The 25,766-nt window shown below is 44.0% G+C and carries 28 protein-coding genes; 14 read left to right on the top strand and 14 right to left on the bottom strand.

What is annotated here, in order from left to right:
• Positions 1 to 42: 42 nt before the first annotated feature.
• The 7 genes from prfA (at position 43) to ybaK (ending at position 6,796) form a co-directional block, all read left to right on the top strand.
• Positions 43 to 1,131 carry a peptide chain release factor 1 gene (gene prfA / locus AAFX28_RS19990; protein WP_408690257.1) on the top strand — a complete coding sequence of 363 codons (1,089 nt, stop codon included), beginning with the start codon at positions 43 to 45 and terminating at the stop codon, positions 1,129 to 1,131.
• Positions 1,132 to 1,135: 4 nt separating this feature from the next.
• Positions 1,136 to 1,996, top strand: coding sequence for a peptide chain release factor N(5)-glutamine methyltransferase (prmC, locus tag AAFX28_RS19985; protein ID WP_408690256.1), 861 nt, complete (start codon positions 1,136 to 1,138; stop codon positions 1,994 to 1,996).
• Positions 1,997 to 2,008: 12 nt separating this feature from the next.
• The gene (locus AAFX28_RS19980; protein WP_053440344.1) at positions 2,009 to 2,392 is read left to right on the top strand and encodes a SirB2 family protein; all 384 of its coding nucleotides are present in this window, start codon (positions 2,009 to 2,011) and stop codon (positions 2,390 to 2,392) included.
• Between the two features lie 30 nt (positions 2,393 to 2,422).
• Positions 2,423 to 3,232 carry a SirB1 family protein gene (locus AAFX28_RS19975; RefSeq protein ID WP_408690254.1) on the top strand — a complete coding sequence of 270 codons (810 nt, stop codon included), beginning with the start codon at positions 2,423 to 2,425 and terminating at the stop codon, positions 3,230 to 3,232.
• 42 nt (positions 3,233 to 3,274) lie between these two features.
• The gene (gene kdsA, locus AAFX28_RS19970; protein ID WP_408690253.1) at positions 3,275 to 4,126 is read left to right on the top strand and encodes a 3-deoxy-8-phosphooctulonate synthase; all 852 of its coding nucleotides are present in this window, start codon (positions 3,275 to 3,277) and stop codon (positions 4,124 to 4,126) included.
• Between the two features lie 450 nt (positions 4,127 to 4,576).
• Positions 4,577 to 6,238 carry a bifunctional UDP-sugar hydrolase/5'-nucleotidase UshA gene (gene ushA / locus AAFX28_RS19965; RefSeq protein WP_408690251.1) on the top strand — a complete coding sequence of 554 codons (1,662 nt, stop codon included), beginning with the start codon at positions 4,577 to 4,579 and terminating at the stop codon, positions 6,236 to 6,238.
• Between the two features lie 84 nt (positions 6,239 to 6,322).
• Entirely contained in the window at positions 6,323 to 6,796 is a 474-nt protein-coding gene (gene ybaK / locus AAFX28_RS19960) for a Cys-tRNA(Pro) deacylase (RefSeq protein ID WP_408690249.1), read from the top strand.
• A gap of 85 nt (positions 6,797 to 6,881) precedes the next feature.
• Here the strand turns inward: ybaK and AAFX28_RS19955 are convergent, their stop codons facing one another.
• The gene (locus tag AAFX28_RS19955) at positions 6,882 to 8,126 is read right to left on the bottom strand and encodes a uracil-xanthine permease family protein (RefSeq protein WP_408690248.1); all 1,245 of its coding nucleotides are present in this window, start codon (positions 8,124 to 8,126) and stop codon (positions 6,882 to 6,884) included.
• Positions 8,127 to 8,396: 270 nt separating this feature from the next.
• On the opposite strand from AAFX28_RS19955, the gene AAFX28_RS19950 reads away from it, so the two are divergent.
• Complete coding sequence (locus tag AAFX28_RS19950) at positions 8,397 to 9,698, top strand: DUF2066 domain-containing protein (protein ID WP_408690247.1); 1,302 nt, start codon at positions 8,397 to 8,399, stop codon at positions 9,696 to 9,698.
• A 68-nt stretch (positions 9,699 to 9,766) separates the two neighbouring features.
• Here the strand turns inward: AAFX28_RS19950 and AAFX28_RS19945 are convergent, their stop codons facing one another.
• The 4 genes from AAFX28_RS19945 to AAFX28_RS19930 are packed head-to-tail and all read right to left on the bottom strand — an operon-like array spanning position 9,767 to position 12,581.
• A complete protein-coding gene (locus AAFX28_RS19945) occupies positions 9,767 to 10,195 on the bottom strand; it encodes a DUF2069 domain-containing protein (protein WP_408690245.1) in 429 nt (142 codons plus the stop codon).
• Positions 10,196 to 10,197: 2 nt separating this feature from the next.
• Positions 10,198 to 10,767: an NAD(P)H:quinone oxidoreductase gene (wrbA, locus tag AAFX28_RS19940; RefSeq protein WP_408690243.1), complete on the bottom strand. Its 570-nt coding sequence runs from the start codon at positions 10,765 to 10,767 to the stop codon at positions 10,198 to 10,200.
• Positions 10,764 to 11,108 carry an arsenate reductase (glutaredoxin) gene (gene arsC / locus AAFX28_RS19935; protein ID WP_408690241.1) on the bottom strand — a complete coding sequence of 115 codons (345 nt, stop codon included), beginning with the start codon at positions 11,106 to 11,108 and terminating at the stop codon, positions 10,764 to 10,766. Before arsC ends, wrbA begins: the two co-directional genes overlap by 4 nt.
• Before the next feature lie 18 nt (positions 11,109 to 11,126).
• Entirely contained in the window at positions 11,127 to 12,581 is a 1,455-nt protein-coding gene (locus AAFX28_RS19930) for a M48 family metalloprotease (RefSeq protein ID WP_408690912.1), read from the bottom strand.
• Positions 12,582 to 12,801: 220 nt separating this feature from the next.
• On the opposite strand from AAFX28_RS19930, the gene AAFX28_RS19925 reads away from it, so the two are divergent.
• The 3 genes from AAFX28_RS19925 (at position 12,802) to AAFX28_RS19915 (ending at position 16,175) form a co-directional block, all read left to right on the top strand.
• A complete protein-coding gene (locus AAFX28_RS19925) occupies positions 12,802 to 13,029 on the top strand; it encodes a sulfurtransferase TusA family protein (protein ID WP_408690239.1) in 228 nt (75 codons plus the stop codon).
• Positions 13,030 to 14,094, top strand: coding sequence for an AI-2E family transporter (locus AAFX28_RS19920; protein ID WP_408690237.1), 1,065 nt, complete (start codon positions 13,030 to 13,032; stop codon positions 14,092 to 14,094). It begins immediately after the preceding gene.
• Positions 14,095 to 14,303: 209 nt separating this feature from the next.
• Positions 14,304 to 16,175, top strand: a complete 1,872-nt coding sequence (locus AAFX28_RS19915; protein WP_408690235.1) for a methyl-accepting chemotaxis protein — start codon at positions 14,304 to 14,306, stop codon at positions 16,173 to 16,175.
• Between the two features lie 62 nt (positions 16,176 to 16,237).
• Here the strand turns inward: AAFX28_RS19915 and bcp are convergent, their stop codons facing one another.
• Positions 16,238 to 16,708 (bottom strand): thioredoxin-dependent thiol peroxidase, encoded by a 471-nt coding sequence (gene bcp, locus AAFX28_RS19910; protein WP_408690233.1) that lies wholly within the window; start codon positions 16,706 to 16,708, stop codon positions 16,238 to 16,240.
• A 12-nt stretch (positions 16,709 to 16,720) separates the two neighbouring features.
• Positions 16,721 to 17,263 carry a glycine cleavage system protein R gene (locus tag AAFX28_RS19905; protein ID WP_408690231.1) on the bottom strand — a complete coding sequence of 181 codons (543 nt, stop codon included), beginning with the start codon at positions 17,261 to 17,263 and terminating at the stop codon, positions 16,721 to 16,723.
• A gap of 298 nt (positions 17,264 to 17,561) precedes the next feature.
• On the opposite strand from AAFX28_RS19905, the gene dapA reads away from it, so the two are divergent.
• Together dapA and bamC are read left to right on the top strand one after the other, a co-directional pair.
• Positions 17,562 to 18,440 (top strand): 4-hydroxy-tetrahydrodipicolinate synthase, encoded by an 879-nt coding sequence (gene dapA, locus AAFX28_RS19900; RefSeq protein WP_408690229.1) that lies wholly within the window; start codon positions 17,562 to 17,564, stop codon positions 18,438 to 18,440.
• Positions 18,441 to 18,496: 56 nt separating this feature from the next.
• The gene (bamC, locus tag AAFX28_RS19895; protein ID WP_408690228.1) at positions 18,497 to 19,522 is read left to right on the top strand and encodes an outer membrane protein assembly factor BamC; all 1,026 of its coding nucleotides are present in this window, start codon (positions 18,497 to 18,499) and stop codon (positions 19,520 to 19,522) included.
• A gap of 90 nt (positions 19,523 to 19,612) precedes the next feature.
• Here the strand turns inward: bamC and AAFX28_RS19890 are convergent, their stop codons facing one another.
• Together AAFX28_RS19890 and rnt are read right to left on the bottom strand one after the other, a co-directional pair.
• Positions 19,613 to 20,938, bottom strand: coding sequence for a Na+/H+ antiporter family protein (locus AAFX28_RS19890; RefSeq protein WP_408690226.1), 1,326 nt, complete (start codon positions 20,936 to 20,938; stop codon positions 19,613 to 19,615).
• 28 nt (positions 20,939 to 20,966) lie between these two features.
• On the bottom strand, positions 20,967 to 21,626 hold the full coding sequence (rnt, locus tag AAFX28_RS19885; protein ID WP_408690224.1) for a ribonuclease T: 660 nt from the start codon (positions 21,624 to 21,626) through the stop codon (positions 20,967 to 20,969).
• 197 nt (positions 21,627 to 21,823) lie between these two features.
• Between rnt and motY the strand changes: the two genes are divergently transcribed.
• Positions 21,824 to 22,705 (top strand): flagellar protein MotY, encoded by an 882-nt coding sequence (gene motY, locus AAFX28_RS19880; protein WP_408690223.1) that lies wholly within the window; start codon positions 21,824 to 21,826, stop codon positions 22,703 to 22,705.
• Positions 22,706 to 22,755: 50 nt separating this feature from the next.
• Here the strand turns inward: motY and AAFX28_RS19875 are convergent, their stop codons facing one another.
• The 5 genes from AAFX28_RS19875 to rsxG all read right to left on the bottom strand — a co-directional run bounded on the left by AAFX28_RS19875 (position 22,756) and on the right by rsxG (position 25,757).
• Positions 22,756 to 23,193: a DUF2753 domain-containing protein gene (locus AAFX28_RS19875; RefSeq protein WP_408690221.1), complete on the bottom strand. Its 438-nt coding sequence runs from the start codon at positions 23,191 to 23,193 to the stop codon at positions 22,756 to 22,758.
• Between the two features lie 118 nt (positions 23,194 to 23,311).
• Complete coding sequence (gene gloA / locus AAFX28_RS19870; RefSeq protein ID WP_408690219.1) at positions 23,312 to 23,728, bottom strand: lactoylglutathione lyase; 417 nt, start codon at positions 23,726 to 23,728, stop codon at positions 23,312 to 23,314.
• Positions 23,729 to 23,739: 11 nt separating this feature from the next.
• Complete coding sequence (gene nth, locus AAFX28_RS19865; RefSeq protein ID WP_408690218.1) at positions 23,740 to 24,381, bottom strand: endonuclease III; 642 nt, start codon at positions 24,379 to 24,381, stop codon at positions 23,740 to 23,742.
• A 58-nt stretch (positions 24,382 to 24,439) separates the two neighbouring features.
• Positions 24,440 to 25,129: an electron transport complex subunit E gene (locus AAFX28_RS19860; protein ID WP_408690217.1), complete on the bottom strand. Its 690-nt coding sequence runs from the start codon at positions 25,127 to 25,129 to the stop codon at positions 24,440 to 24,442.
• Positions 25,122 to 25,757 (bottom strand): electron transport complex subunit RsxG, encoded by a 636-nt coding sequence (gene rsxG, locus AAFX28_RS19855; RefSeq protein WP_408690216.1) that lies wholly within the window; start codon positions 25,755 to 25,757, stop codon positions 25,122 to 25,124. Before rsxG ends, AAFX28_RS19860 begins: the two co-directional genes overlap by 8 nt.
• Between the last annotated feature and the right edge of the window lie 9 nt (positions 25,758 to 25,766).

Raw genomic sequence — 25,766 nt, 5'->3', positions numbered from 1 at the left:
AAGAGTGACAGACTTCATCAAACCCCTGAGTTAAAGAAAACTATGAAAGCCTCTATTTTAACTAAGCTAGAAACCCTGGTTGAGCGTTACGAAGAAGTTCAACACCTACTTGGCGATCCTGATGTCATCGGTGACCAAGATAAATTCCGTGCGCTATCAAAAGAGTACTCTCAGCTTGAAGAAGTGACTAAGTGTTTCCAAGCTTACCAGCAAGCTCAGGAAGATCTTGTTGCCGCTGAAGAAATGGCAAAAGAAGACGATGAAGAAATGCGCGAAATGGCGCAAGAAGAAATCAAAGACGCGAAAGAAACTATCGAGCGTCTAAACGATGAACTTCAAATTTTACTTCTTCCTAAAGACCCAAATGATGATCGCAACTGTTTCCTAGAAATCCGTGCAGGTGCGGGTGGTGATGAAGCGGGCATCTTCGCTGGTGACCTGTTCCGCATGTACAGCAAATTCGCCGAGAAGAAAGGTTGGCGTGTTGAAGTCATGTCGTCGAACGAGTCAGAGCACGGCGGCTACAAAGAGATGATCGCTAAAGTTTCTGGTGATGGTGCATACGGTGTACTTAAGTTCGAATCAGGCGGCCACCGCGTACAACGTGTACCTGCAACAGAATCTCAAGGCCGAGTGCATACATCTGCATGTACTGTAGCGGTAATGGCAGAAATTCCAGAAGCGGAAATCCCAGAAATCAAAGCTGCTGACCTTAAGATCGACACATTCCGTGCATCAGGTGCTGGTGGTCAGCACGTTAACACCACGGACTCTGCAATCCGTATTACTCACTTGCCGACTGGTACAGTTGTAGAATGTCAGGACGAGCGTTCACAGCATAAGAACAAAGCAAAAGCGATGGCAGTTCTTGCTGCACGTATCATCCAAGCAGAAGAAGCAAAACGTGCGGCTGAAGAGTCTGATACACGTCGTAACCTACTTGGTTCTGGTGACCGTAGTGACCGTATTCGTACATACAACTACCCGCAAGGCCGTGTTTCTGATCACCGTATCAACCTAACTATCTACCGCCTAAATGAAGTGATGGAAGGTGAAGTAGCAAGCCTTGTTGATCCGGTAATTCAAGAGCACCAAGCTGATCAGTTAGCCGCTCTAGCTGAGAACAACTAATCTAATGTCGGCTGAAAACAGTGTTGAATACACACTAAAGCAAGCCGTACAGCAACTTCAAGAGAGCGGCAGTGATTCGCCCTCTCTTGATGCCGCGGTGCTCCTTTGCCATGCACTCGACAAGCCACGCTCGTTTCTTCTAACTTGGCCTGACAAAATCTTAGACGCTCAGCAACTTTCTGCTTTCGATGAATTGTTGCAACGCCGCCTAACGGGGGAACCTGTTGCTTATATAGTGGGTGAACGTGAGTTTTGGTCATTGCCATTAAAGGTTTCTCCTACCACCTTGATTCCACGTCCTGACACCGAACGTTTGGTCGAAATCGCATTAGACAAAGCGATGCAGATTGAGGGAGAGATCTTAGATTTAGGTACTGGGACAGGTGCGATTGCATTGGCGTTAGCATCCGAGTTACCGCAACGTCAGGTAACAGGGATAGATCTTAAAGAAGATGCTCAGAAGTTAGCGCAAAGCAATGCACATGCATTGAATCTGACCAATACCCATTTTCTTGAGGGAAGTTGGTTCGAACCGTTAGCAAGCGGTACAGAGTTTGCTTTGATTGTGTCGAATCCCCCATATATTGAGAAAGAAGATCCGCATTTGACGCAAGGTGATGTGCGCTTTGAGCCATTAAGCGCACTTGTAGCTGACGAGAAAGGTCTGGCGGATATTAAACATATTGCGACTCAAGCTCGTCATTACTTAATTGAGAATGGCTGGCTTATGTTTGAACATGGGTTTGAGCAAGGTGAGTCAGTAAGAGAATTATTACAAGCCCTTGGTTATGACCAAGTGGCGACCTACAAGGACTATGGTGACAACGACCGTGTAACGATTGGTCAGTTTTCATCAGTGAAGTAAGAGAGAATAACAATGTACGAAGGTTTAAAACATTTCCACCTGCTAACTATCGCAATCAGCGCGACCTTACTGTCGGTACGCTTTGCAATGAAGATGGCAAACTCAAACCTATTAGAGAAAAAGTTCTTTAAAGTGTTCCCTCATATCAATGATACCGCTCTATTGCTATCAGGTATTGGTTTGATTTTTATCACTGGCTTTATTCCTTTCACGCCAGCGGCCCCTTGGTTAACAGAGAAGATTACCTGCGTACTGGCTTACATTGCACTGGGCTTTTTTGCCTTGAAGCTGGGTAAGAACAAATTGCTTCAAACATTCTCATTCTTCGGCGCTCTTGGTTGGTTAGCGATGGCTGGTAAAGTGGCTGTGAGCAAAACGCCGATGTTCTTCGGTTAATGATTTGGTTAAGAAGGTCTAATAGCCAATATGCTTGAGTTATTTGATGAAGATTTCGATGCGATGGAGCTTGCTGAAGGCGCGCTTGCATTGAACAAAGCAATCTGTCCTAAAACGGAAGTCGAGTGGGCAGAAGCTGAACTAAACCGATTAGTTCGCGAGGCTGAGTTCGCTTTGGCTCATGAGGTGAATGAAAAGCAGCGTTTTGAGTCTCTATTGCGAATCTTCTACCACGAGTGGGAGTTTCAAGGCGACAGAGACAGCTACTTTCGTTCAGAAAATGGCTTTATTGATAAAGTCTTAGAACAACGCAAAGGGATACCGGTCAGCTTAGGTGCGATATTACTTTTTATTGCTCGAAAGCTTGGCTTCCCATTAGTTGGCGTAACTTTCCCAACTCAGTTTCTGCTCAAGTTAGAGTGGTATGGCGAGAAACCGCTTTATATCAACCCGTTTAACGGTGAGTATGTTTCTGAGCATACTTTAAACGCGTGGATGATCGGCCACAAAGGTCCGTTAGCCAAGTTGGAAGCTAAGCACCTAGAAGAAACGGACAACCCAACTGTTATTGGTCGATGGCTTGCGCTTTTGAAAAGTGCTCTACTGAGAGAAGAGCGCTATACTTTGGCGTTGAAATGTACGGATCTAGCGCTAACATTCGTTCCTGATGACCCTTATGAAATCAGAGACCGAGGCTTTATTTATCAACAGCTTGATTGTCATCAAATTGCATTAACAGACTATCAGTTCTTCATCGAACAATGCCCTGATGATCCCGCTGCCGAATTATTAAAAAATCAGGTGACTGCGATGAGCAGCACTCAGGTTACCTTACATTAAGACCACGCTTTTGAGCTGGCAAAATAAAATAGAGAGATAAACATGGAACAGAAAATCGTCCACGTTGGTGATATTCCTGTAGCGAACGATAAGCCATTCACACTATTTGCTGGTATGAACGTGCTTGAATCTCGCGATCTAGCAATGCAAATCTGTGAGCATTACGTAAAAGTAACTGAGAAACTTGGTATTCCTTACGTTTTCAAGGCGTCTTTCGACAAAGCTAACCGCAGTTCTGTTCACTCTTACCGTGGTCCAGGTCTTGAAGAAGGTATGAAAATCTTCCAAGAGTTGAAGGATACTTTTGGTGTAAAAATCATTACTGACGTTCACACTGAAGCGCAGGCGCAACCTGTGGCAGATGTTGTTGATGTTATTCAGCTTCCAGCGTTCCTTGCTCGTCAAACTGACTTAGTTGAAGCAATGGCAAAGACTGGTGCTGTAATCAACGTGAAGAAACCTCAGTTCATGAGCCCAGGCCAGGTTGGCAACATCGTTGATAAGTTCAGCGAATGTGGTAACGAAAATATCATCCTATGTGAGCGTGGTTCTTGTCATGGATACGATAACTTAGTGGTTGATATGCTTGGTTTTGGTGTAATGAAAAAAGCATCTAACGGTAGCCCAATTATTTTTGACGTAACGCACTCACTGCAAATGCGCGATCCATCTGGCGCAGCATCAGGTGGCCGTCGTGAGCAAACTGTTGAGCTAGCGAAAGCAGGCCTAGCAACAGGTATTGCAGGTCTATTTATTGAAGCGCACCCGAACCCAGATCAAGCTCGTTGTGATGGTCCATCAGCACTTCCGCTAGACAAACTCGAACCGTTCTTAGCTCAAATGAAAGCGCTTGATGACCTTATTAAAGGTTTCGAACATATCGATATTAAATAAGTGCTCCCAAGAAGTACAAAAGCCGGCTTAAAGTCGGCTTTTTTGTACCTAAACATTCACAATGTCCCAAGAAAATACCGAACCATCGTTATGCAATTGAAATGTTATATCATAACAATAAATGTTTGATATATTGAGTGTTATTTATTTCGTTACCGTAATTTGTTGAATGGTTAACCAGCGTCACACATATGCTGAAAGCACATGAAAACGTTTGCCTGTGATCATTTATTAAATCAGGTGTAATTTTGATGGTTTGTTACACATTCGATATGACATTAAGGTGATCTATCCGACATAAATATGAAATCGCCATGTCAGCTCATTTAGGTTAATTTAAACTAGTTCAAGTTTTACTACTTTCTTACTGCGTAACTTTTCACGTATGTCTATTCCAAGAGAGTGGTGTTAAAAGCAGTGGAAACCCCCAAAAGTTCAAAAGGTATGACAATGAAGCAAGGCCTGATCGTAAAAAGCGCAATTAGCGCAGCAATCCTGGCAACTCTAGCTGGTTGTGCAACAGCACCTCAGCAGGAGTGGGAAGCAGATAAAACTTACAAGCTGACAGTTCTTCACACTAACGACCACCACGGTCGCTTCTGGCAGAACAAATATGGCGAGTACGGCATGGCAGCTCGTAAGACGCTAATTGACGAACTACGTGCTGAAATCGCAGCGGAAGGTGGTAGCTCGCTACTACTATCAGGCGGTGACATCAACACAGGTGTTCCTGAGTCAGATCTTCAAGATGCTGAACCAGATTTCAAAGGTATGAGCAAGATTGGTTACGATGCAATGGCACTTGGTAACCATGAGTTTGATAACCCACTTGAAGTTCTAATGAAACAGAAAGAGTGGGCAAACTTCCCAATGCTTTCTGCAAACATCTACGATAAAGAGACTGGCGAACGTATGTTCCAGGCTTACGAGATGTTTGATCTACAAGGCATCAAAGTTGCCGTTATCGGTCTAACAACTGAAGATACACAGAAAATTGGTAACCCTGAGTTCATCGGCGGTATCGACTTCCGTGATCCAAAAGAAGAAGCGAAGCAACTGATCGCTGAACTTGAAAAAACAGAAAAACCAGATCTTATCTTTGCGGTAACTCACATGGGTCACTACGAAGATGGTAAGCGCGGCGTAAACGCACCTGGTGATGTTGCTCTTGCTCGCTACCTAGACGAAGGTTCTTTAGATATGATCGTTGGTGGTCACTCTCAAGAGCCAGTATGTATGGAAGCGCCAAATGTTGTTAAGAAGAACTTCAAGCCTTCTGACGAATGTAAACCTGATCTACAAAACGGCACTTACATTGTTCAGGCGCATGAATGGGGTAAATACGTAGGTCGTGCAGATTACGAATTCCGTAACGGTGAACTAGAAATGGTGAGCTACGATCTGATCCCAGTTAACTTGAAGAAAAAAGTTAAGATTGACGGTAAGAAGCAACGTGTTCTGATTGAAGACGAGATCAAGCAAGACGAAGAGCTACTTGAATTCCTACGTCCATACCAAGAGCAAGGCCAAGCGCAACTTGACGTTAAGATCGCTGAAACTAACGGCAAGCTAGAAGGTGACCGTAACGTAGTTCGTTTCCAACAAACTAACCTAGGTCGTCTAATTGCAACAGCACACATGGAGCGCGCACAAGCAGATTTCGCTGTGATGAACTCTGGTGGTGTACGTGACTCAATTGCAGCGGGCGACGTAACGTACAAAGATGTACTAACAGTTCAGCCATTTGCAAACATCCTGACTTACACAGATATGTCTGGTAAAGAAGTGATGGACTACCTAAATGTAGTTGCGACTAAGCCAGTAGATTCAGGTGCATATGCACAGTTTGCAGGTATCTCTATGACGGTAGCAAACGGTGAAGTATCGAACGTATTCATCGGTGGTAAGCAGCTTCGTCTAGATGAAACTTACCGTTTCACTGTACCAAGCTTCAACGCTGCTGGTGGTGACGGTTACCCTAAACTGTCTGGTCACCCAGGTTTTGTTAACACTGGTTTCGTAGATGCTGAAGTACTTAAAGAGTTCCTAGAAGCAAACAGCCCAGTGGACGTGAACAAATTCGCTCCATCTGGTGAGATTGTTTACAAGTAAGTTGACTCAAACTTATAAATCTCTTTAATCTAAAGCGCTACTCTTCGGAGTGGCGCTTTTTTGTTTCTAGAAACAGGAGGGAGCATGACTCCTGCAATTAATCTCGCTAAGAAGAAGAAAATCTCCCATACCATACACCAATATGATCATGACCCTCGCACTGAGAGTTTTGGCTTAGAGGCAGTAGAAGCGCTGGGGCAAGATCCATCAACGGTATTTAAGACGTTATTATTTTGCTTGAATGGTGAAGCTAAAAACCTTGCTGTCGCAGTGATTCCAGTCGATCACAAGCTGAATTTAAAGCAAGCCGCCAAAGCAGCGAAAGCGAAGAAAGCTGAAATGGCTAATCCAGATATCGCGCAGAAAACGACAGGTTATGTAGTGGGTGGTATCAGTCCACTTGGCCAAAAGAAAGCATTGCCAACCTTTATTCATCAAAGTGCTGAAGCGCTGGAAACCATGTGTGTCAGTGCGGGTAAACGAGGTCTTGAGATTGAACTGGCACCAAAAGATTTGGCGTCTCTGACTCGTGGGCAGTTTGCTGAGTTGTGTATTTAACCTTGTGAGTCACTCTTAAAGTAACAGCAATAAAAAAGGGTTGGCACCAAGTACCAACCCTCTACAATCTTCTTTTATCTGGAGTCTACTTCGTCTCTTCTTCCATTTGAGCATTATCTACTACATGGTTCTCGCCTAAATCTCTTGGCAAGATTAGGTTAAGCAGAATTGCCACGATGCCACATAGGCTTACACCTTGTAGGCTGAACTCACCGATGCCAAATGCCATACCGCCGATACCAAATACCAGTGTAATCGCAACGATCACTAAGTTACGAGACTTGTGTAAATCAACGTTGTTTTTGATCAGCGTATTTAGGCCTACTGTTGCGATAGAACCAAACAGCAAAATCATAATACCGCCCATCACTGGCATCGGGATTGTTTGTAGTACGGCACCAAGTTTGCCCACCAAAGCCAGAACAATCGCACTTACCGCAGCCCATGTCATGATCACGGGGTTAAACGCTTTGGTTAGCATTACCGCGCCCGTTACTTCTGAATAAGTAGTATTTGGCGGCGCACCGACCATTGATGCAGCAATGGTTGCCACCCCGTCACCTGTGATTGTGCGGTGTAGGCCCGGCTTTTTAATGTAGTTTTTACCGGTTACGTTTGAGATTGCCAGCATATCACCAACGTGTTCAACGGCTGGAGCAATCGCAACAGGAATCATAAATAGGATTGCGTTGATGTTGAACTCAGGGAAAGTAAAGTTTGGTAGTGCAAACCAAGCGGCTTGCTGTACGGGTGTAAAGTCGACAATGCCATAGCCAAGGCTTAAGCAGTAACCGACTACAATACCACCCAGAATAGGGGTTAACTTTAGGAAACCTTTTGCAAATACACTAAGAATAATCGTCGTCAGTAATGAAGCAATTGAAATCACTAAAGATGCGTTTGCGTCAATTACTTGAGCACCATCAACCTTACCCAGCGCCATGTTCACAGCAACAGGAGCTAGACCTAAGCCAATCACCATAATAACCGGGCCGACAACGACAGGTGGTAGGAGTCTATGAATGATTTCTACGCCACGAACTTTTATCAATGCGCCCATAGCAACATAAACAAAGCCTGCTGCCATTAAACCACCCATAGTGGCAGGTACACCCCAAGTTTGAACACCGTAAAGGATAGGAGCGATAAACGCGAAAGAGGAGGCAAGGAAAATAGGTACGCTACGACGGGTAACAAGTTGGAAAAGAAGGGTTCCGACACCAGCACCAAATAAAGCAACGCTTGGGTCAAGTCCGGTAAGAAGCGGTACCAAAACTAATGCACCAAATGCAACGAACAGCATTTGCGCCCCTTGAATGGCATTTTTCATATTGTTATTCCTTTATGTGGCGAGAACGAGAACGAGAACAAACTCTGGGAATTTGCCCTACAAAAATAAAATTCGCGGGATTTTATCATTGAGCCAAACGTTTGCCATTCGAACTGGATCAAATATTTGGTGATTAATCGATTGAACTCACCTATATAAACAAATCATTAGGTTAGATTTTCGACAGGACAGTAGACCTTTAGTTGCTCCGTTGGCGATAGTTGCTTATCATCATCCTTTAACGTGTAAGAAATTGATCTTAGGAAAAGTATGCGCCATTTAGCTTTGTTGGTTTTAGGGCTGGTTACATTACCTGCTATGGCATTGACCAATGTAAACTTGTACCGTTCAGAAATCGTGCTAGACCAAACGGCTGAAAATGCTGATGCACAAGCTCGAATCGAAGGTATGAAAGAAGTAATTGTTCGAGCGTCAGGTGACCGTAATGCAATAGCCAACGAGGTGGTAGAAAAAGCATTAAGGCAGAATACTCAATATCTTGCTCAGATCAGTTATGGCCAAAAAGATGGAGAACAAACTCTGCGAATGGGGTTCAGTGCGCCACATATTCGTTCTCTATTAAGTCAGGCTCAGCTACCAGTATGGCCAGCTGCTCGTGCAAATATCCTCGTTTGGTTGGTTGAAGAGACAGCCGATCGAAACATTGTTTGGGAACACTCGTCTTCAATGGTACTTGAACAGCTAAAGGACCAAGCCGACAAACGTGGTTTGCCTTTGACTGTCCCTGTAGGTGATTTTGATGACATTACTGGTGTTGCTGTTTCTGATCTCTGGGGTGGTTTCATTCAAACGGTTGGGCAAGCAAGTCAGCGTTACCCTGTTGACGCAGTGCTGGTAGTTAAAGCGCAAAACAACACGGTTCGTTGGACACTCTACGATCAAAAACCATCAACTATTGGTATCACTCGCCAAGCTCCGCTTTCTGGATCAAACAATGGTGCAGATGCAGCAACGAAGATGATTAATCAGATTAGTGATTACTACGCAAAGAAAACGGCAGTGGTCGTGGCAAACGAATCATCGGAAGCGATCAAAGTTCGCTTTACAGAACTCAATGATGCGGTTGGCTTTTTTACATTAGAAAATGAGCTTAAGAAGCTAAGCTCAGTGGCATCACTTGATATTTTGAAGATTCAAGGAAATCAAGTGACGTTTAACGTGCACTTACTTTCATCTCCAGAAGAGTTCAAACAAGAAGTACTGCGTGCAGGTCCAATCAAGCAGTTAGAAAGTGTGATTGAAACCGCGCCTGCTGTCGCACCTGAGTCTTTGGAATCCGACGCAACAACAACTCCTGTGAGCGAAAATATCGCGACAACAGATGCTGGTTCTAGCCAAGTTGTAGCAGAACAAGTACCAGCAACGGATTTAAGCTCAGATACATCTGATGTGACGAACAGTGATACTGTCGAAGTTATTCCTGCTGAGACAATTTTGGTTTATGAATGGCAAGGTAAACCTTATGTTTATGTTGCACCGGTCAATGAAGAAAAAGCGGCTACCATTCCAGATGTGACGGAGAGTGATGCTGAGCCAATCGTTCAAGAGTAATACTTGAAGTAGCAATACATGAATAAGAAAAGGGTCTGGAATTCCAGACCCTTTTTTATCGTCTCCATTTATTGCTCTGATTCAAACCGTGCTTTTTCTTCTTTTTCTACTTTAGACAGGCGTTTGAGTTTCATCCCAAGCTCTTTGCCTCTCGCTCTCGCGTAAAGAATGTTGCCAAAGAAGGCCATCGTTGTCAGTGCTAACTCTACGACGGCAAGCCAACGTTCACCATCATCGACGTACAGAATAGTAAATCCATGCAAGAAGTAGAGCATCAACACGAAGTTGGCCCAAGCATGTGTGTACGGCTTTCCGATTAAAATGCCCGGAAGAGGGAGCAATAACGGAATAGCCCATACTATCGCGAGGGTCGTACTGCTGATATGTGGATGCGGAGAGAGTGACAGTTGCCATACTGCGACCCAAGACAACAGCGCAAGATTGCCAAACAAGGCCAATAAGCGGTAGAGCTTTGTGGTTGGTTGCATCTCTTGCATTTCTATCTTTCCTTCATTTTGAGTGCAGTACTCGCTAAGCGTTTCCCTAGCTGCTGGGCAAGCACCATTTCATCTCCACTCAGCTTTATGCTGTCTGAACTAACCGTACTCGCACCATAAGGGGTTCCACCAGTTTGTGTTGAGTGAAGTTTAGGTTCTGAATACGGGATACCTAAAATCATCATTCCATGGTGCAGTAAAGGTTGCATCATGGTTTGCAGTGTAGTTTCTTGACCACCATGTAAGCTAGATGAGGAGGTAAATACACAGGCGGGCTTGTCGATCAAATCACCGGATAACCAAAGTGGTGTGGTTTTATCCCAAAAGTGTTTGAGCGGCGCAGCCATATTGCCAAACCAAGTCGGGCTACCCATAGCTAGACCATCACATAGCTTGAGCTCTTCTAAGCTTAGAATCGGGTCTTCTGCAGTGAATTCGCCGTCAATTTCTTCAACCGTGCGCAGCAGAGCTTCACATTGAGGGATGGACTCGACCCCTCGTGCTATCTGTCTTGCAACTGATTTTGTCGCGCCGTGACGGCTGTAATATAAGATGACAACTTGGCAGATCATAGAATGTCTAGAACTTGCTCCGGTGGGCGGCCATGTTTTGCTTTACCGTTGGCAACAACAATTGGACGCTCAATCAGTTTTGGATTCTCGCTCATTGCTTTGAATAGAGTTTCATCATCCGCAGTCTTAAGTTCTAGCTCTTTGTAGATGTCTTCTTTGGTACGCATCATATCGCGTACTTCAGTAAGCTCTAGCTGTGCCATTAATTCTTTGAGTTGCTCGACACTTGGTGTTGATTCTAAATACTTGATGATTTCAGGTTGAATGCCTTTCTCTTCTAATAGAGCAAGGGTTTGACGACTTTTTGAGCATCTCGGATTGTGATAAATCATGACTGACATGGCATATTCTCCATTTTATTATTGTAGGGCTAAGAAACGATCTCGCTGAACCATCAATTGGTCGATTCGCGCATCGTACCTTGCTTGTTTTAGACTGCCCAGTTCAGCGAGTTGGCTGGCTTGGGTGTAGTATTGAATTGCTTTATTCCAGTTCGCTTTTAGAGCTAAGATTTCCGCTCGAGCCGCGAGGTCCTCATCACTAGCACCTAAATGGATGTTAGCTTCAGAGAGCAAATGCCAGCCATTGACATCATTAGGGTTGTCATGGGTGTATCTTTGCAAGACTTTCACTGCTTCTGCGTTCTTGTCTTGTTTTAAAAGGGCATTGGCATAGTTAATCGTAATGACAGCATTATTAGGGGCCGACTTTAGCGCTTGCTGGAGTAGTTTCTCTGCTCTATCTGCTTGCTTTTGAGCAATGTATAAATCAGACATCGCATCTAAATAGAATAAGTTGCCTGGATCTTGTTGAATTAATTTGTTCAGGATAACACTGGCTTCATCAAGCTGATTGTTATCTAGGTGAACCAAAGCCTTACCATACTCAAATGCGACTTTTAGATTGGGTGCGACTTTCTTTTGAGTGCGATCGAACCAATCTTGTGCCGCTTTACTTTCAATCCCTGTGTAACGAGCGACAATGCGCGCACGAGCTAAGTGGTAATTGAGCGATGGATCGACTCTTCTAGCTGGATAGTTTTGAGCTCGAGCACGGCTGTCGGTAATACGGTCTTCAGGCAAAGGGTGAGTAAGTAACATCGGTGGTGGTTTACTCGCGTAGCGGTATTCATCGGCTAGTCGCCCGAAAAATCTAGGCATTGCATTCACATCAAAACCAGCTTTCGCAAGGGTATTGATACCGAAACGGTCTGCTTCTTTTTCGTTGCTACGAGTGTAATTGATTTGTCCTTGCATACTACCTGCGGTTGTTGCCGTGATAGCTGCCATACCTGCTTCTGGTGAGGCAATGGCTAAAAGTAGTGCCCCCGCAAGTGCGGCCATAGTTGCTGGAGAGCGTCGTGCTTGCTCTTCCATACTACGAGCTAGGTGTCTCTGGGTTACGTGAGCGATTTCGTGAGCAACGACTGAAGCGAGTTCACTTTCACTTTGCGCATGTAAAAATAACCCTGAATGAAGCGCAACATACCCGCCAAAAAAGGCAAATGCGTTGATGTTTCTATCACGGATCATAAAGAAAGTGAACGGGGTTTTTACATCGGATGCGTTGGCGACTAATCGATGCCCTAAGCTATCAATGTACTCATTCAACACTGGATCGTTCACGATAGGTTGGCTCGCACGAATCATGCGCATATACGCATCACCATATCGAATTTCTTGGTCGATGGTGAGTGTGCTACTTGCTGTCGTACCGATATCTGGCAAATCTAAACTGTTTGCGAGTGATGGGGCAGGTGTGCTTAAAGCCGCTGCGACACATAGGCAGACTAATGAACGCGTACGTTTAAACATATGTGAAAGATGATACTCCATTAAATTTTCACCTTTAGTTAGGTATATACTAACAAGGTGGGTATACGCTTGGACAGCGTAGAGTCCAGATGGTTTCCAATCCCAGCTTCGAATTCAGTTGCGAGGTCAGAGTAGTGACGTCACACAGACTATTTACACTGACGCATACAAAAAAACACTATACAATATCTAGCCGTAATAATATGCATCGGGCGAAAGAATGGAACCTAATATTTTGGATTTACGCCAAGAGCGGTGTCCTATGGCGCTTTTACTTGCTAAACGTCACACAAAAGGACTGACGGTTGGTGAGCAAACCCAAATCTTGGTGTCTGACTCTAGCTCCATGCGAGATATTACCCGATTTCTTCATAAACACTTGTTTAGCCTAACTTGTGAAGAGAAGGAAGGCTATTACCAAATGCAAGTGATTAAGGAACCTTGTTGAATGTTTGAAATGGTGAGTCGTTGGTATAAGCGACGTTTTTCTGATCCACACGCAGTGAGCTTAGTTGCGATATTACTGTTTGGTTTTATTACGATTTATTTCTTCGGTAACTTGATTGCGCCTCTACTCGTGGCGATCGTGCTTGCTTATTTACTTGAATGGCCTGTTGTTCAGTTATCCCGCTTTGGCATTCCAAGAACGTTTGCCGTGATTCTGGTTATTTTAGGTTTTCTCAGTCTGATGATCGTGGCCATCTTTGGCTTAGTTCCGACCATTTGGCAGCAGGTGGGTAACCTAATCAACGATATTCCAACCATGTACGTAGGCCTGCAAGGATTCATTTCAGAGTTGCCACATCGCTTCCCTGAACTTGAGAATTTCCAGATCGTTGAGTCATTGGTTACGAACGCGAAAAACCAAGTGATTGGCATGGGTGAGACGGTGGTAAAAGGCTCATTGGCATCGCTCGTCAGCCTCGCAACGCTCGGTGTTTATTTGATTTTGGTTCCATTGCTGGTTTTCTTCTTACTCAAAGACAAAGAAGAGATGATCGCAATGGCAAGCGGCATGCTTCCTCGTAACCGTCGCCTTGCAAATAAAGTTTGGCACGAAATGAATGAGCAAATCTCCAACTATATTCGCGGTAAAGTCATGGAGATTCTGATTGTTGGTGGGGTGAGTTACGTGACCTTTGCCATTCTTGATCTGCGCTATGCGGTGCTACTTGCAGTTGCGGTTGGTTTCTCCGTATTAATTCCATATATAGGTGCAGCAGCGGTAACGGTACCTGTCGCCATCGTTGGTTTGTTTCAGTGGGGATTAACCCCTCAATTTTACTGGCTTCTGATCGCTTACGGTATTATTCAGGCTCTTGACGGTAACGTGTTAGTACCAGTTCTGTTCTCTGAAGCGGTTAATCTACACCCGGTCGCCATTATTGTTGCGGTATTAGTATTTGGCGGACTATGGGGTTTTTGGGGAGTATTTTTTGCCATCCCGTTAGCCACCTTAGTGAAAGCAGTGTGGAACGCACTACCTAGTCACGATGATGAATTAGTGACTTAGCCTCGCACAAACAAGTGCAAACCATTACATAAAAAGCCCTAGAGCCTTTGCTTTGGGGCTTTTTATTTGTGGTCAAGTTGGCATTTTTACCCACTATAGAATTTACTTATGTGAAAAATTGTAAGAAATTTCTTAAGTAAACGTTACGTCAGACGATAACTATACTTATAAAAATAATAAAAGGCTTGCTCCAACTATTAAGGAAAACTATGAAATTTAGTCAAAAAATCGTTGCGGCTTCTTCAGTATTACTATTGGTGACTGTAACGTTGCTGTCGATACAGCAATTAAGAACTGTTAAGCAGGAAGTTGAAGCTTTAGTGGACACTAGTCTGACTGAGATGGTTAAAGGGGTAAAAAATACCGTTGTTTCCGAAATGGAAAGTAAAAAATCACTTGCTCAATCAACAACAGAAGTGATCGAGCTGGATCCACAGAACCGTCAACGAGTGAAAGATATTCTTGAAAAGCCGGAACTAAAAAGCAGTTTCTTAGCCGTAGGTTTTGGTTATGAAGCAGATGGCTTCGTTGTCGAAAATGATGATGGTTGGGAAGCTGGTCCTGATTACGACCCTCGCGTTCGTCCTTGGTTCAAAGATGCGAAATCACAAGGTCGTTTAGTGGTTACTGATCCGTATGTGGATGTTTCATCGAAAAAAGTCATTATCTCAATAGGCACGCCAGTCAAAGAAAATGGCCGCTTTATGGCAGGTATGTTTTATGACGTTGAACTGGGTGGTCTAGCCGATCTTGTTAACAGTGTTAACCTACTAGACGCTGGTTACCTGTTTATCGTGACTGCTGACGGTACAACGATTGCTCACCCAGATGCTGCAAATAATGGTGAAAACCTAACTCGCTATCTTCCAAGTGCGAAGGTTCAAGAAGGCAGCCAACAGTTTGAACAAGACGGCCAAAACCTAATGGTGCGTTTTACTAAAGTTCCTTCTGAGAATTGGTATGTGGGTGCGGTTGTTGATACTGATATCGCATTTGCCGCGATCGACGATATGCGTAACAGTTCAATTATCTATGTGATTATCGGCGTGATTTTAAGTGTTGTTGTTCTTAGCTTCTTAATTAAAGCACTGATGCGCCCACTTGCTACATTGAATGATGCAATTAAAGACGTTGCTTCTGGACAGGGTGATTTAACCAAGCGTCTTGATACCAACACAGATAAAGAGTTTGCTGAACTGGCTGAAGGCTTTAATACCTTTACAGAAACATTGCAGAAGCAAATTCAGCAATCAAAAGCGATTGGTGTTGAGATTCTTCGTGGCACTGAAATGACAGTACAGGGCGCTCAACAGTCTGCAAGTGCGATGCGTAGCCAGCTTGAAGAGTTAGAGCAGCTAGCAACGGCAATGAACGAGATGGCCGTGACTGCAACCGAAGTTGCGAACAATGCTCAAGGTGCAGCGGGTGCGGCGAAAGAAGCAGATGATGCAACGCAAGATGGCTCATCGGTTGTAAGTGACACTACCGCTTCAATTGATATGCTTTCATCGCGAATTGACCAAGCAGTAGAAGAGGTGCAAGGCCTAGAGTCTGCAACTGCTAATATCGAAACTATCTTGAAAGTTATCAATGATATTGCTGACCAAACTAACTTGTTAGCACTTAACGCAGCGATTGAGGCAGCTCGTGCGGGTGAATCTGGTCGAGGCTTTGCGGTCGTAGCTGACGAAGTAAGAACGTTGGCACAACGTACTCAAGAGTCGACAACGGAAATTCGTAGCATGATTGAGCAGCTACAAGCTGGTGCTAGCTCAGTGTCTGCAGCTATGAACGAAAGTAAGAACACAGCAGTTGATGCGGTTGATAAAGCTCAAGCAGCTGACGGTGCGCTTCAAAGAATCCGAGAAGCTATTCAACGTATCAGTGATATGAATATGCAGATCGCTTCGGCAGCAGAAGAGCAGAGCTTGGTAGCGGAAGAGATCAACAGCAATACTGTGAAGATCAAAGACCTATCAACTCAAGTTGCTGACTCTGCGGAAGAAGCAAATATGGCGATGCAAGTTCAGACAGAAAATGTCCGTGAACAAGATGCAATTTTGAATAAGTTCATCGTATAAAATGCTAGCCTAGCGACAAACAAAAACGCCAGCGATTCGCTGGCGTTTTTTTATGTTCAAAATTACTTATTTTCGTTTAAGTAATCTAACACGACTTCATGGTGAGTCTTAGTCTTGAACTTGTTAAATACGTGTTCAATAACACCTTCTTCATTAATCAGGAAGCTGATGCGGTGCAGGCCGTCATAGATTTTGCCCATGAACTTCTTCTCGCCCCAAACCCCAAACTGTTCTGCGACAGCGTGGTCTTCATCTGAAAGTAGAGTGAAGTTCAGTTCATCACGCTCAATGAACCTCCCAAGGCGCTTAACTGGGTCAATACTAACGCCAAGTACAACAACGTTATGAGCATCTAATTCTGCTTTAACGTCACGCAGGCCTTGAGCTTGAACAGTACAGCCTGGAGTCATCGCTTTAGGGTAAAAGTAAAATAGAACCTTTTTACCTTTAAAGTCATTCAGAGTGACAGTTTCGCCATTTTGATCGAGAAGAGAGAACGCTGGAGCTGGAGCGCCTGCTGTAAGCGTATTCATTGGGATTCCTTTTTATTGACTGTTTTTAATAAAATTAAGTGAGCCTTGCACTTTGAGCTCTTGGCACAAGGTGTCGAATTCTTCTTGAAGTTGCATTAAGTTGCATTCAGAGTCGACTGTTGCGGTTATCGCAATATGGAATTGGTCGGTCGTTGAGTCTATTTTTTCTTTGCTGATGGTTTGTGCGCTCAGAGAAGAAAGCCCGATGTTCTTTTGAGCAAAGAAATGGGTGAACTTCTCTGTTAAACCAGGCTTATCTTCTGACTCAACAAACACTTCTAATGTGTAGGCGTTATCGATATGAGCATGCGTGGATGTACGCTTCATTATCGTGATTAAGTCATGCTCTTGACCTAGTAATGGCAGAGTAGTTTCTACGCGAGTAACAGCAGCGTTGTTGCCCGATAAAAGCATGATGAGAGTGAACTCATTACCAAATAGGGCGATACGACTATCAACAATATTGCATCCAGATTGAGTGACTAAATGTACAACTTGGTTGCACACTCCAGGGCGATCCGTTCCTACTGCAGTAATCACTAGATGTTGAGTCATAACTTCACTTATCAATATTCCAATTATTAATCAGATAGCTTAGCACATAAGGAGGCTATAAAAATGCACATGAAACGCTTTTTGTTTGCGTGTTTGAGTGTAAATTCGCCAGCTGTGAGCGACTCAGCGTATTCCTTGCTAGGAACTGACAATGCTTCGAAATAAAGGAGTAAGTTGCCAAAGTTCTAACATCTGATAAATATTCATTCATTTAGGTGATTTAAGCGGGTCTAAGCGCTTGTCTTTTTCAATCGCCTTACAGTACCATGCGATTAGTATCTAAATTAGGGAGAAAGACATGTTTTCAGGAAGTATTGTAGCGTTAATTACACCGTTTAATAATGATGGCGAAGTAGATTACGTAAGCCTGAAAAAACTGGTGGAGTATCATATTGCAGCAGGAAGCGATGGTATCGTTGCTGTCGGTACCACTGGTGAATCGGCGACGCTGACTATTGAAGAGCATGTCAAGGTTGTCACTAAAGCAGTTGAATTTGCTGAAGGCCGTATCCCAGTGATTGCGGGCACAGGTGCTAATGCGACGCATGAGTCAGTGACGTTTAGTCGTTTACTGAATAACTCAGGTATTGCTGGCTGCCTAAGTGTGACTCCTTACTACAATAAACCAACTCAAGAAGGTTTGTTCCAACACTATAAAGCGATTGCTGAAGAGAGCGATGTGCCGCAGATTCTTTATAATGTTCCTGGTCGTACTGCAGTAGACTTACTCCCAGAGACAGTGGCGCGTTTAGCTGAGATCGACAATATTGTTGCACTTAAAGATGCGACGGGTGATTTAAGCAGAATTGCAATTCACCGTGAACTTTGTGGCGAAGATTTTATCTTACTAAGTGGAGATGACTCTTCAGGCCTAGAGTTTGTTAAGCAAGGTGGCCATGGCGTTATCTCGGTTACGAACAATATTGCTGCAGAAGATATGGCAAAAATGTTCAGATTAGCGAAAGAAGGTAAATATGAAGAGGCAGAGATTATCAATCAGCGTCTGATGCCTTTGCATAAAAATCTATTCGTTGAATCAAGCCCAATTCCAGTAAAATGGGCTGCGCATAAAATGGGCCTCATTGAGCATGGTGGTTTACGCCTACCTCTGACTGAACTGTCAGAAAACGCTCGCCCGATCGTAGCTCAAGCAATGTCGGAATCTTGCATTTACTAAATTAAGATGGATTGCCGGAGTCTGTATACTCCGGCATATAGTTATCAGGAGTTTCAATGAAATTGTCACACCAGCTAGTCGTCAGTTCACTAGCTGTTTTTGTTTTAAGTGCATGTTCAGGTAACGCGACTCAGCGCCGCCAAGCTAAAGATGACTTTGAGTACTTAAATACTCCACCGTTAGAAGAGTGGAAACTAGCTGAAGGGGCAACGCCTCAGTATTACACTGACTACCAAATTCCTCAGGGTGAATACGCTGGTGGTGTGGGTCGTGAGGTTGATATTCGTCCACCACAACAGGTATTAGAACTTATTCCTGGAGCACGTGCTGAAAGACAGCAAGGTGAGACGACGCTTTGGCTATTGCGTGAAGACGAAGTAGATAAGGTGTGGCAGACCGCTTTAACTATGCTTGAAGAACGACAAATTGGTATTCGAGAGCAGACTTCTACGCGTGTTGAAACAGATTGGGTTACATGGACATCGGAAGATGAAGATGTTGAGCTTGGTGCCCGCTATGAAATAGATCGTGTCGCAGCTGGTGGACGTCATGGTTTCCGCATCTCATTAATCGATTGGCGTGAGGCAGGTAAAGAAATGCCTGTGACGCTGACCAATAAAGAGCGCTATAACGCCTTAATGACTAACTTAGTCACGGCTAGATATGACTTAGATCTTCGTGAAGAAGCGGCTCGTAAAGCTCAGGAACTGGTTAAAAAGATTCCTATTACTATGGGCTCAGACCGAAGTGGTTTCCCTGTCATTATCGCTCGTACTCCATACAACGTTTTATGGCAGCGCCTACCTAAGTTGTTACCAGAAATGGGCTTTACGCTAGAGGAGCGCAACCAGTCTCAAGGTCATGTGAAAGCGAAATATGCATCACCTGATGATGAGTTCTGGAATGATATTGGCTTGAAGCCAATCGCACTTAAGTCGGGTACGTACACGTTCCTATTTGGTGACCTTGGTAACCGTACATCGATTAACGTAACGGACTCAACAGGTAAGCCAGTAGAAGAAGAACTGCTGCAAGACATGGTTCCTGTATTAGCTGCTGTGGTTGAGAAACAATCGAAGTAGTGAGATAAGAAAACAAAAAAGCTGACATCATGATGTCAGCTTTTTTTATGTCTATAGCCACTACCAAAATAGTGGCTATGATTTTTTAGGTTAGAGAACCATTGCCGCAATCCAACCAAACACAATTAATGGAATGTTGTAGTGGATAAAGGTTGGTACTACTGTTTCCCAAATGTGCTCATGCTGACCGTCAGCGTTAAGTCCAGACGTTGGACCTAAGGTTGAGTCAGACGCAGGAGAACCGGCATCACCTAGCGCTGCTGCAGTACCTACAAGAGCGATCGTTGCCATTGGAGAGAAGCCAAATGCTGCTGCCAGTGGAACGTAAATTGTTGCAAGGATTGGGATTGTCGAGAACGATGAGCCAATACCCATAGTAACCAGTAGACCAACAACCAACATTAATAATGCAGCGAGTGGTTTATTGTCACCGATGCTTGTTGAAAGTGCTTCAACTAGTGACTCAACGCCGCCCGTCTGTTTCATTACGGCTGCGAAACCCGCTGCTGCAATCATGATAAAGCCAATCATTGCCATCATGTGAACGCCTTTAGTAAAGACATCGTGCGTCTCTTTCCAAGCAATCACACCACCAAAGGTAAATACCATGAAACCTGCAAGGCCACCAATGATCATTGAGCCAGTCATAAGCTGTACGCTTAGAGCTGCAACAATGCCCGCAGCAGCGACAAGAATATTCTTTGGTTGGATTTCTTTCGTGTCATTATCGACACGAGTTAGCTCAGTTTCTTTATACTGGCGCGGTTTACGATAGCTAAAGAAGATAGCCGTAATCAGGCCAAAGATCATACCAGCAGCTGGTAGTAACATCGCTACTGGAACTTGGCTTGCTACTACGTTCTCTAAACCGTTGTCGTGCAAGTTCTTAAGAAGAATGTTGTTTAAGAAAATGCCACCAAAACCGATTGGAAGTACCATGTAGGGTGTTACCAAGCCAAAAGTCAGTACACAAGCAATCATTCGACGATCTAGGTTTAGCTTAGCGAATACGCCCAACAAAGGTGGAATCAAAATAGGGATGAAGGCGATATGGACAGGGATAACGTTCTGAGATGACATCGTCACTAAAATTAGTGCGACTAACACAGCGTATTTTAGTCCAGTAGATGCAGACGCATTCTCTTTACCATGAATGCGTTTAATCACGCTATTTGCTAATAGATCGGTAATGCCAGAGCGAGAGATCGCCACAGCGAAGGTACCTAACATTGCGTAGCTTAGTGCGATGGTTGCACCACCACCCAAACCACTTTCAAAAGCAGCAACTGCTTGATTGAGCTCCATGCCGGAAACCAAACCACCAACAATGGCACTGAATGTCAAAGCAACAACGACATTCACGCGCATCAGTGCTAAGGCAAGCATGATACATACAGAAATGACAACAGGGTTCATAATTTACTCGTGTGTTGTGTTTACGTTTTTATTTTTTATCTTCGGTTTCAGGCTCAACGACAGGCCAACCACCAAGGGCTTTCCATTTGTTGACGATACCGCAGAAGAGCTCTGCCGTTTTTTGAGTATCGTATAGGGCAGAGTGGGCTTCTTTATTGTCAAAATCCATCCCAGCAGTTTTACACGCTTTAGCTAAAACAGTTTGGCCATAAGCCAAGCCACTTAGTGCTGCGGTGTCAAATGTTGCGAAGGGATGGAAAGGGACGCGTTTAAGCTTGCAGCGCTCGCTCGCTTCCATCACGAAGCTGTGATCGAAGGTGGCATTGTGGGCAACCATAATGGCACGGCTACAGTCTGCAGCTTTTTGTTCTTTGCGGACTAGCTTGTAGATCTCTTTGAGGGCTTCTGCTTCTGTCACAGCGCCGCGAAGAGGGCTAAATGGGTCACGGATACCATTAAACTCTAGCGCTTCTTTTTCGAGGTTGGCACCTTCGAAAGGTTCGACATGAAAATGAATGGTGGAAGCTGGTGCTAAATCGCCGTTTTCATCCATTTTTAAAGTAACGGCACAAATTTCTAGTAGCGCATCGGTCTTGGCGTTGAAACCCGCCGTTTCCACGTCAATAACAACCGGAAAGTAGCCACGAAATCGTTTTTTTAGCGTCAATGCTTCGTTTTCTATAGTCATGTGTACTTCATATAATGTGACAGGGCTGGCATTATTACAGATTCTTAGCGGAAGAAAAACCGTAAATGCTGATTGAAAAAGAAACAATGGTGGTTTGTCCTATACAAATATTCTGGCTAGGTTTTTGCATTGTTAAGAGAGAAGATTTTTCAGCGGCAAGTTAAGTGCTGTTGGCCCTAATGAGAGAAGAAGTTTGTATGAAGAAGTTGTTTGCAACCGGTATCGCTATGTCTTTGATAACGTTAGCACCTGAGGTGTTAGCGCTTGAAAAGCAGTACGTTGCAACGCCTCAACAATCGACATGGCAAATGGTTGCCAATACTCCGCTGGAATGCCGCTTAGTTCATCCTATTCCAAATTACGGCGAAGCAGTTTTCTCATCTTATGCCAGCAAAAAAATTAATTTGGATCTTGAGCTAAAGATGAAACGTCCAATGGGACAAACTCGAGATGTAAGCCTTATTTCTATGCCACCGGCATGGCGACCTGGCGATAGCGCAGATCGTATTACCAATATTCGTTTCTTCCAGCAATTTGATGGTTATGTGGGTGGTCAAACGGCTTGGAATGTTCTTGGTGAGCTAGAAAAAGGCCGCTATCCAACATTCAGTTACCAAGAGTGGCAAAGCCGAGATCAACGTGTAGAAGTTGCTCTTTCATCGGTACTGTTCCAGAGTAGCTACAACGTATTTAGTAGTTGTATTGCCAACCTTTTACCTTACAGCTTTGAAGATATTGCTTTCACTATTTTGCATTATGATCGAACGAGCGTAGAGTTGAATAAACAATCTCAAAAGCGTTTAGCTCAAATTGCTGAATACATTAAGCACAATCAAGATATAGACTTAGTATTAGTGTCGACGTATACCGATGGTGAAGATAGCAAGAGCGCTAGTCAGAATTTATCTGAGCGTCGTGCTGAAGTGCTTCAAGATTACTTCAAGTCTTTAGGATTACCAGAGGATCGTATTCGTGTTCAGGGCTATGGTAAGCGTCGGCCGATTGATGATAACGCGTCCCCTATAGGTAAAGATCGAAATCGACGAGTTGTGATTTCTTTAGGTAGAACTCAGGTATAACAACAAAAAAGGCCAGTAAAACTGGCCTTTTTTGATCGTATACAGAGTACTTAATTTAAGCGAAATTTAGCAATTAGATTGCAATTAGTCGCGGTATCAATGTCTTGCACTAGTTGAGCGATCTTCGGGTTTGGGTGTCGTTTCATAAATTCAATTAGGGCTTTTTTACAACACCCCATAGAATCAATAAATGCATCGCAGTCGGTATTTGGGCATTGTGGAACAAGGGTAAGCACTTTTTCCGAAGCAAGCTGCAGATACTTGAGCTCGTACTTCATGTCTCCGATATTGCGCCAGAACATCGCCATATTGTGACAGGAGATAACCGAGATCATAAGTCGATCTTCTACGTCAACTTCGACTTCATCTCCGATGCGTTCACTCAATGTCAGCGCCTGCTGGTAATGTAGAATGCTACGTAAATGGTCGTTGTCCTTGAGTGCCATATCAGCAAGTAGGGTGTGTTTCTCCCATTCAGCTATTCCCATTTTTATTATCTCCTAACTCCGAATGGGTAGAAGATTAAATGATAATCATTATCGAGTAAAGTTAAAAAAATGGAACAGCGCTGTGCTGTCCCATTTTTAATATTGTTACTAAGTGGAATTAACCTTCCAAACCAGCTGAAGCTTGTTTGTTTTGGATTAGTTCAATCATGTAGCCATCAGGGTCTTTAACAAAGGCAATATGTGTTGAGCCGCCTTTTACTGGTCCAGGCTCACGAGTAACATTTCCGCCTGCTGCTTTAATCGCATCACAAGTCGTGTAAATGTCGTCGACACCAATTGCGATATGACCAAACGCTGAACCAAGATCGTATTCAGTTGTACCCCAGTTATATGTCAGTTCAATCACTGAACCTTCGGACTCGTCACCGTAACCAAGGAAGGCGAGGGTGTATTCATACTCTTTATTTTCGTTAGTACGCAGTAGCTGCATACCCATTACTTCTGTGTAAAATTGAATAGATTTATCTAAATCACCAACACGAAGCATGGTGTGAAGAATACGGCCATTTGACATTGTCTGCTCTCCTAATTGTCTGGATACACTTTTTCTTTAAATTCACATAGGTCTTCAATAATACAGCTACCGCAGCGAGGTTTACGTGCGACACAAGTATAACGACCATGAAGGATTAACCAGTGGTGTACGTCCAATTTAAACTCTTTTGGCACCACTTTTAGAAGTTTTTCTTCCACTTGGTCGACATTTTTGCCCATAGCGAGTTTGGTGCGATTAGAAACGCGATAGATATGGGTATCAACCGCAATGGTTGGCCAGCCAAAAGCCGTGTTTAGAACGACATTAGCAGTTTTTCGGCCGACACCTGGAAGGGCTTCTAGCGCTTCACGATTTTCAGGAACTTCACCGTTGTGCTTATCCAGTAAGATCCTACATGTCTTGATGACGTTCTCAGCTTTTGAGTTAAAGAGGCCGATGGTTTTAATGTACTCTTTTACACCGTCAACGCCTAAATCGAATAGGCCTTGCGGTGTATTGGCTACAGGGTAAAGTTTATCCGTCGCTTTATTAACACTTACGTCGGTTGCCTGAGCCGAGAGCAGGACCGCGATCAAAAGCTCAAAAGGGGTACTCCAATTGAGTTCGGTTTGCGGGTTGGGATTGTTCTCTCTAAGACGCTCTAGGATTAATCTTCGTTTGTCTTTGTTCATTTGAGGCTGCTTTCCAGTGCTTGTGCTCACCAATACAGAATCTGTTTGATGATTATTATTAATTCGTTACGCGAGCTCGCTCAATGGCTTGTTTTTCTTGTTTTGGTTGACGAGCAGCAATCTGTTTATCAATCACATTCTTAAGTGCAATCAATAGTCCAACACCAATAAAGGCGCCAGGTGGTAATAGTGCAAGTAAGAAACTATTGTCGAATTGGAATACTTCAATACGTAATGATGTTGCCCACTCGCCGAGTAACAAGTCTGCGCCATCAAAGAGTGTACCGTTGCCGATCACTTCGCGCATTGCTCCTAATACAACCAATACGCTCGTCATACCAAGACCCATCCAGAAACCATCTTGAGCAGAAGGCAGGAGATCGTTTTTAGACGCGAACGCTTCCGCGCGACCAATAATGATACAGTTGGTCACGATTAGTGGAATAAAGATACCCAGAGATAGATATAGGCCGTAGGCGTATGCATTCATTAGTAACTGAACGCAGGTTACCAGTGCGGCGATGATCATGACAAAGACTGGAATGCGGACTTCTTTAGGTACGTAATCACGAACAAGGGAAACCGTAACGTTAGAGCCAACCAGCACGAGTAGTGTTGCAATACCAAGGCCTAACGCATTCGTCACTGTTGATGAAACAGCAAGCAACGGACAAAGACCCAGAAGTTGAACAAGGGCAGGGTTGTTATCCCACATACCGTTTTTAATTAGTGTCTTATGGTCACTCATTGTTGCCTCCACAGTTTAGCGGTTGAGCCTGAATCTGGGCGCGATTAGTGTTGATAAACTCTACAGTATTCTTCACCGCTTTTACGACCGCACGCGGGGTAATTGTCGCTCCAGTAAACTGGTCAAATTGTCCGCCGTCTTTACGTACTTTCCAATCTGCTTGGTTTTGTTCAGTGACTTGCTTACCAGTAAAACCGACAATCCAATCAGAAATTCGAAGGTCAATTTTATCGCCAAGCCCTGGGGTTTCTTGGTGGCTCAAAATACGAGTACCTGAAATGGTGCCATCTTGTTCAATACCAACAATGATCTTGATTGCCCCGTTGTAGCCGTCTGGCGCAATAGCTTCAATGGCCATCGCAGAAGGTTCACCATTGAGGGTCGCCATATAAACTGGCATAGGGTTTTCTGTCCCTAGCATCGGGTCACTAACCAATGTACAAGCTTGATAAAGATCGTTGTCGTGTAATTCGTGAGGAATAACTTGGTTCAATACCGAAAGCAGCTGCTTTTGCTCTTGCTCATGAATACGATCTTTGGTCAGGTAGTTTGTTAATGCGACAACACCTGTCGATGCACAAGCAAAGATAGCTAATACGGCCCCGTTTTTTCGAATAGCATTTAACATGATGAAACC

It is taken from the genome of Vibrio sp. TBV020, assembly GCF_046056895.1.
In the GTDB taxonomy this organism is placed as follows: Bacteria; Pseudomonadota; Gammaproteobacteria; order Enterobacterales; family Vibrionaceae; genus Vibrio.
This window is presented reverse-complemented; position numbering and strand designations above follow the sequence as displayed.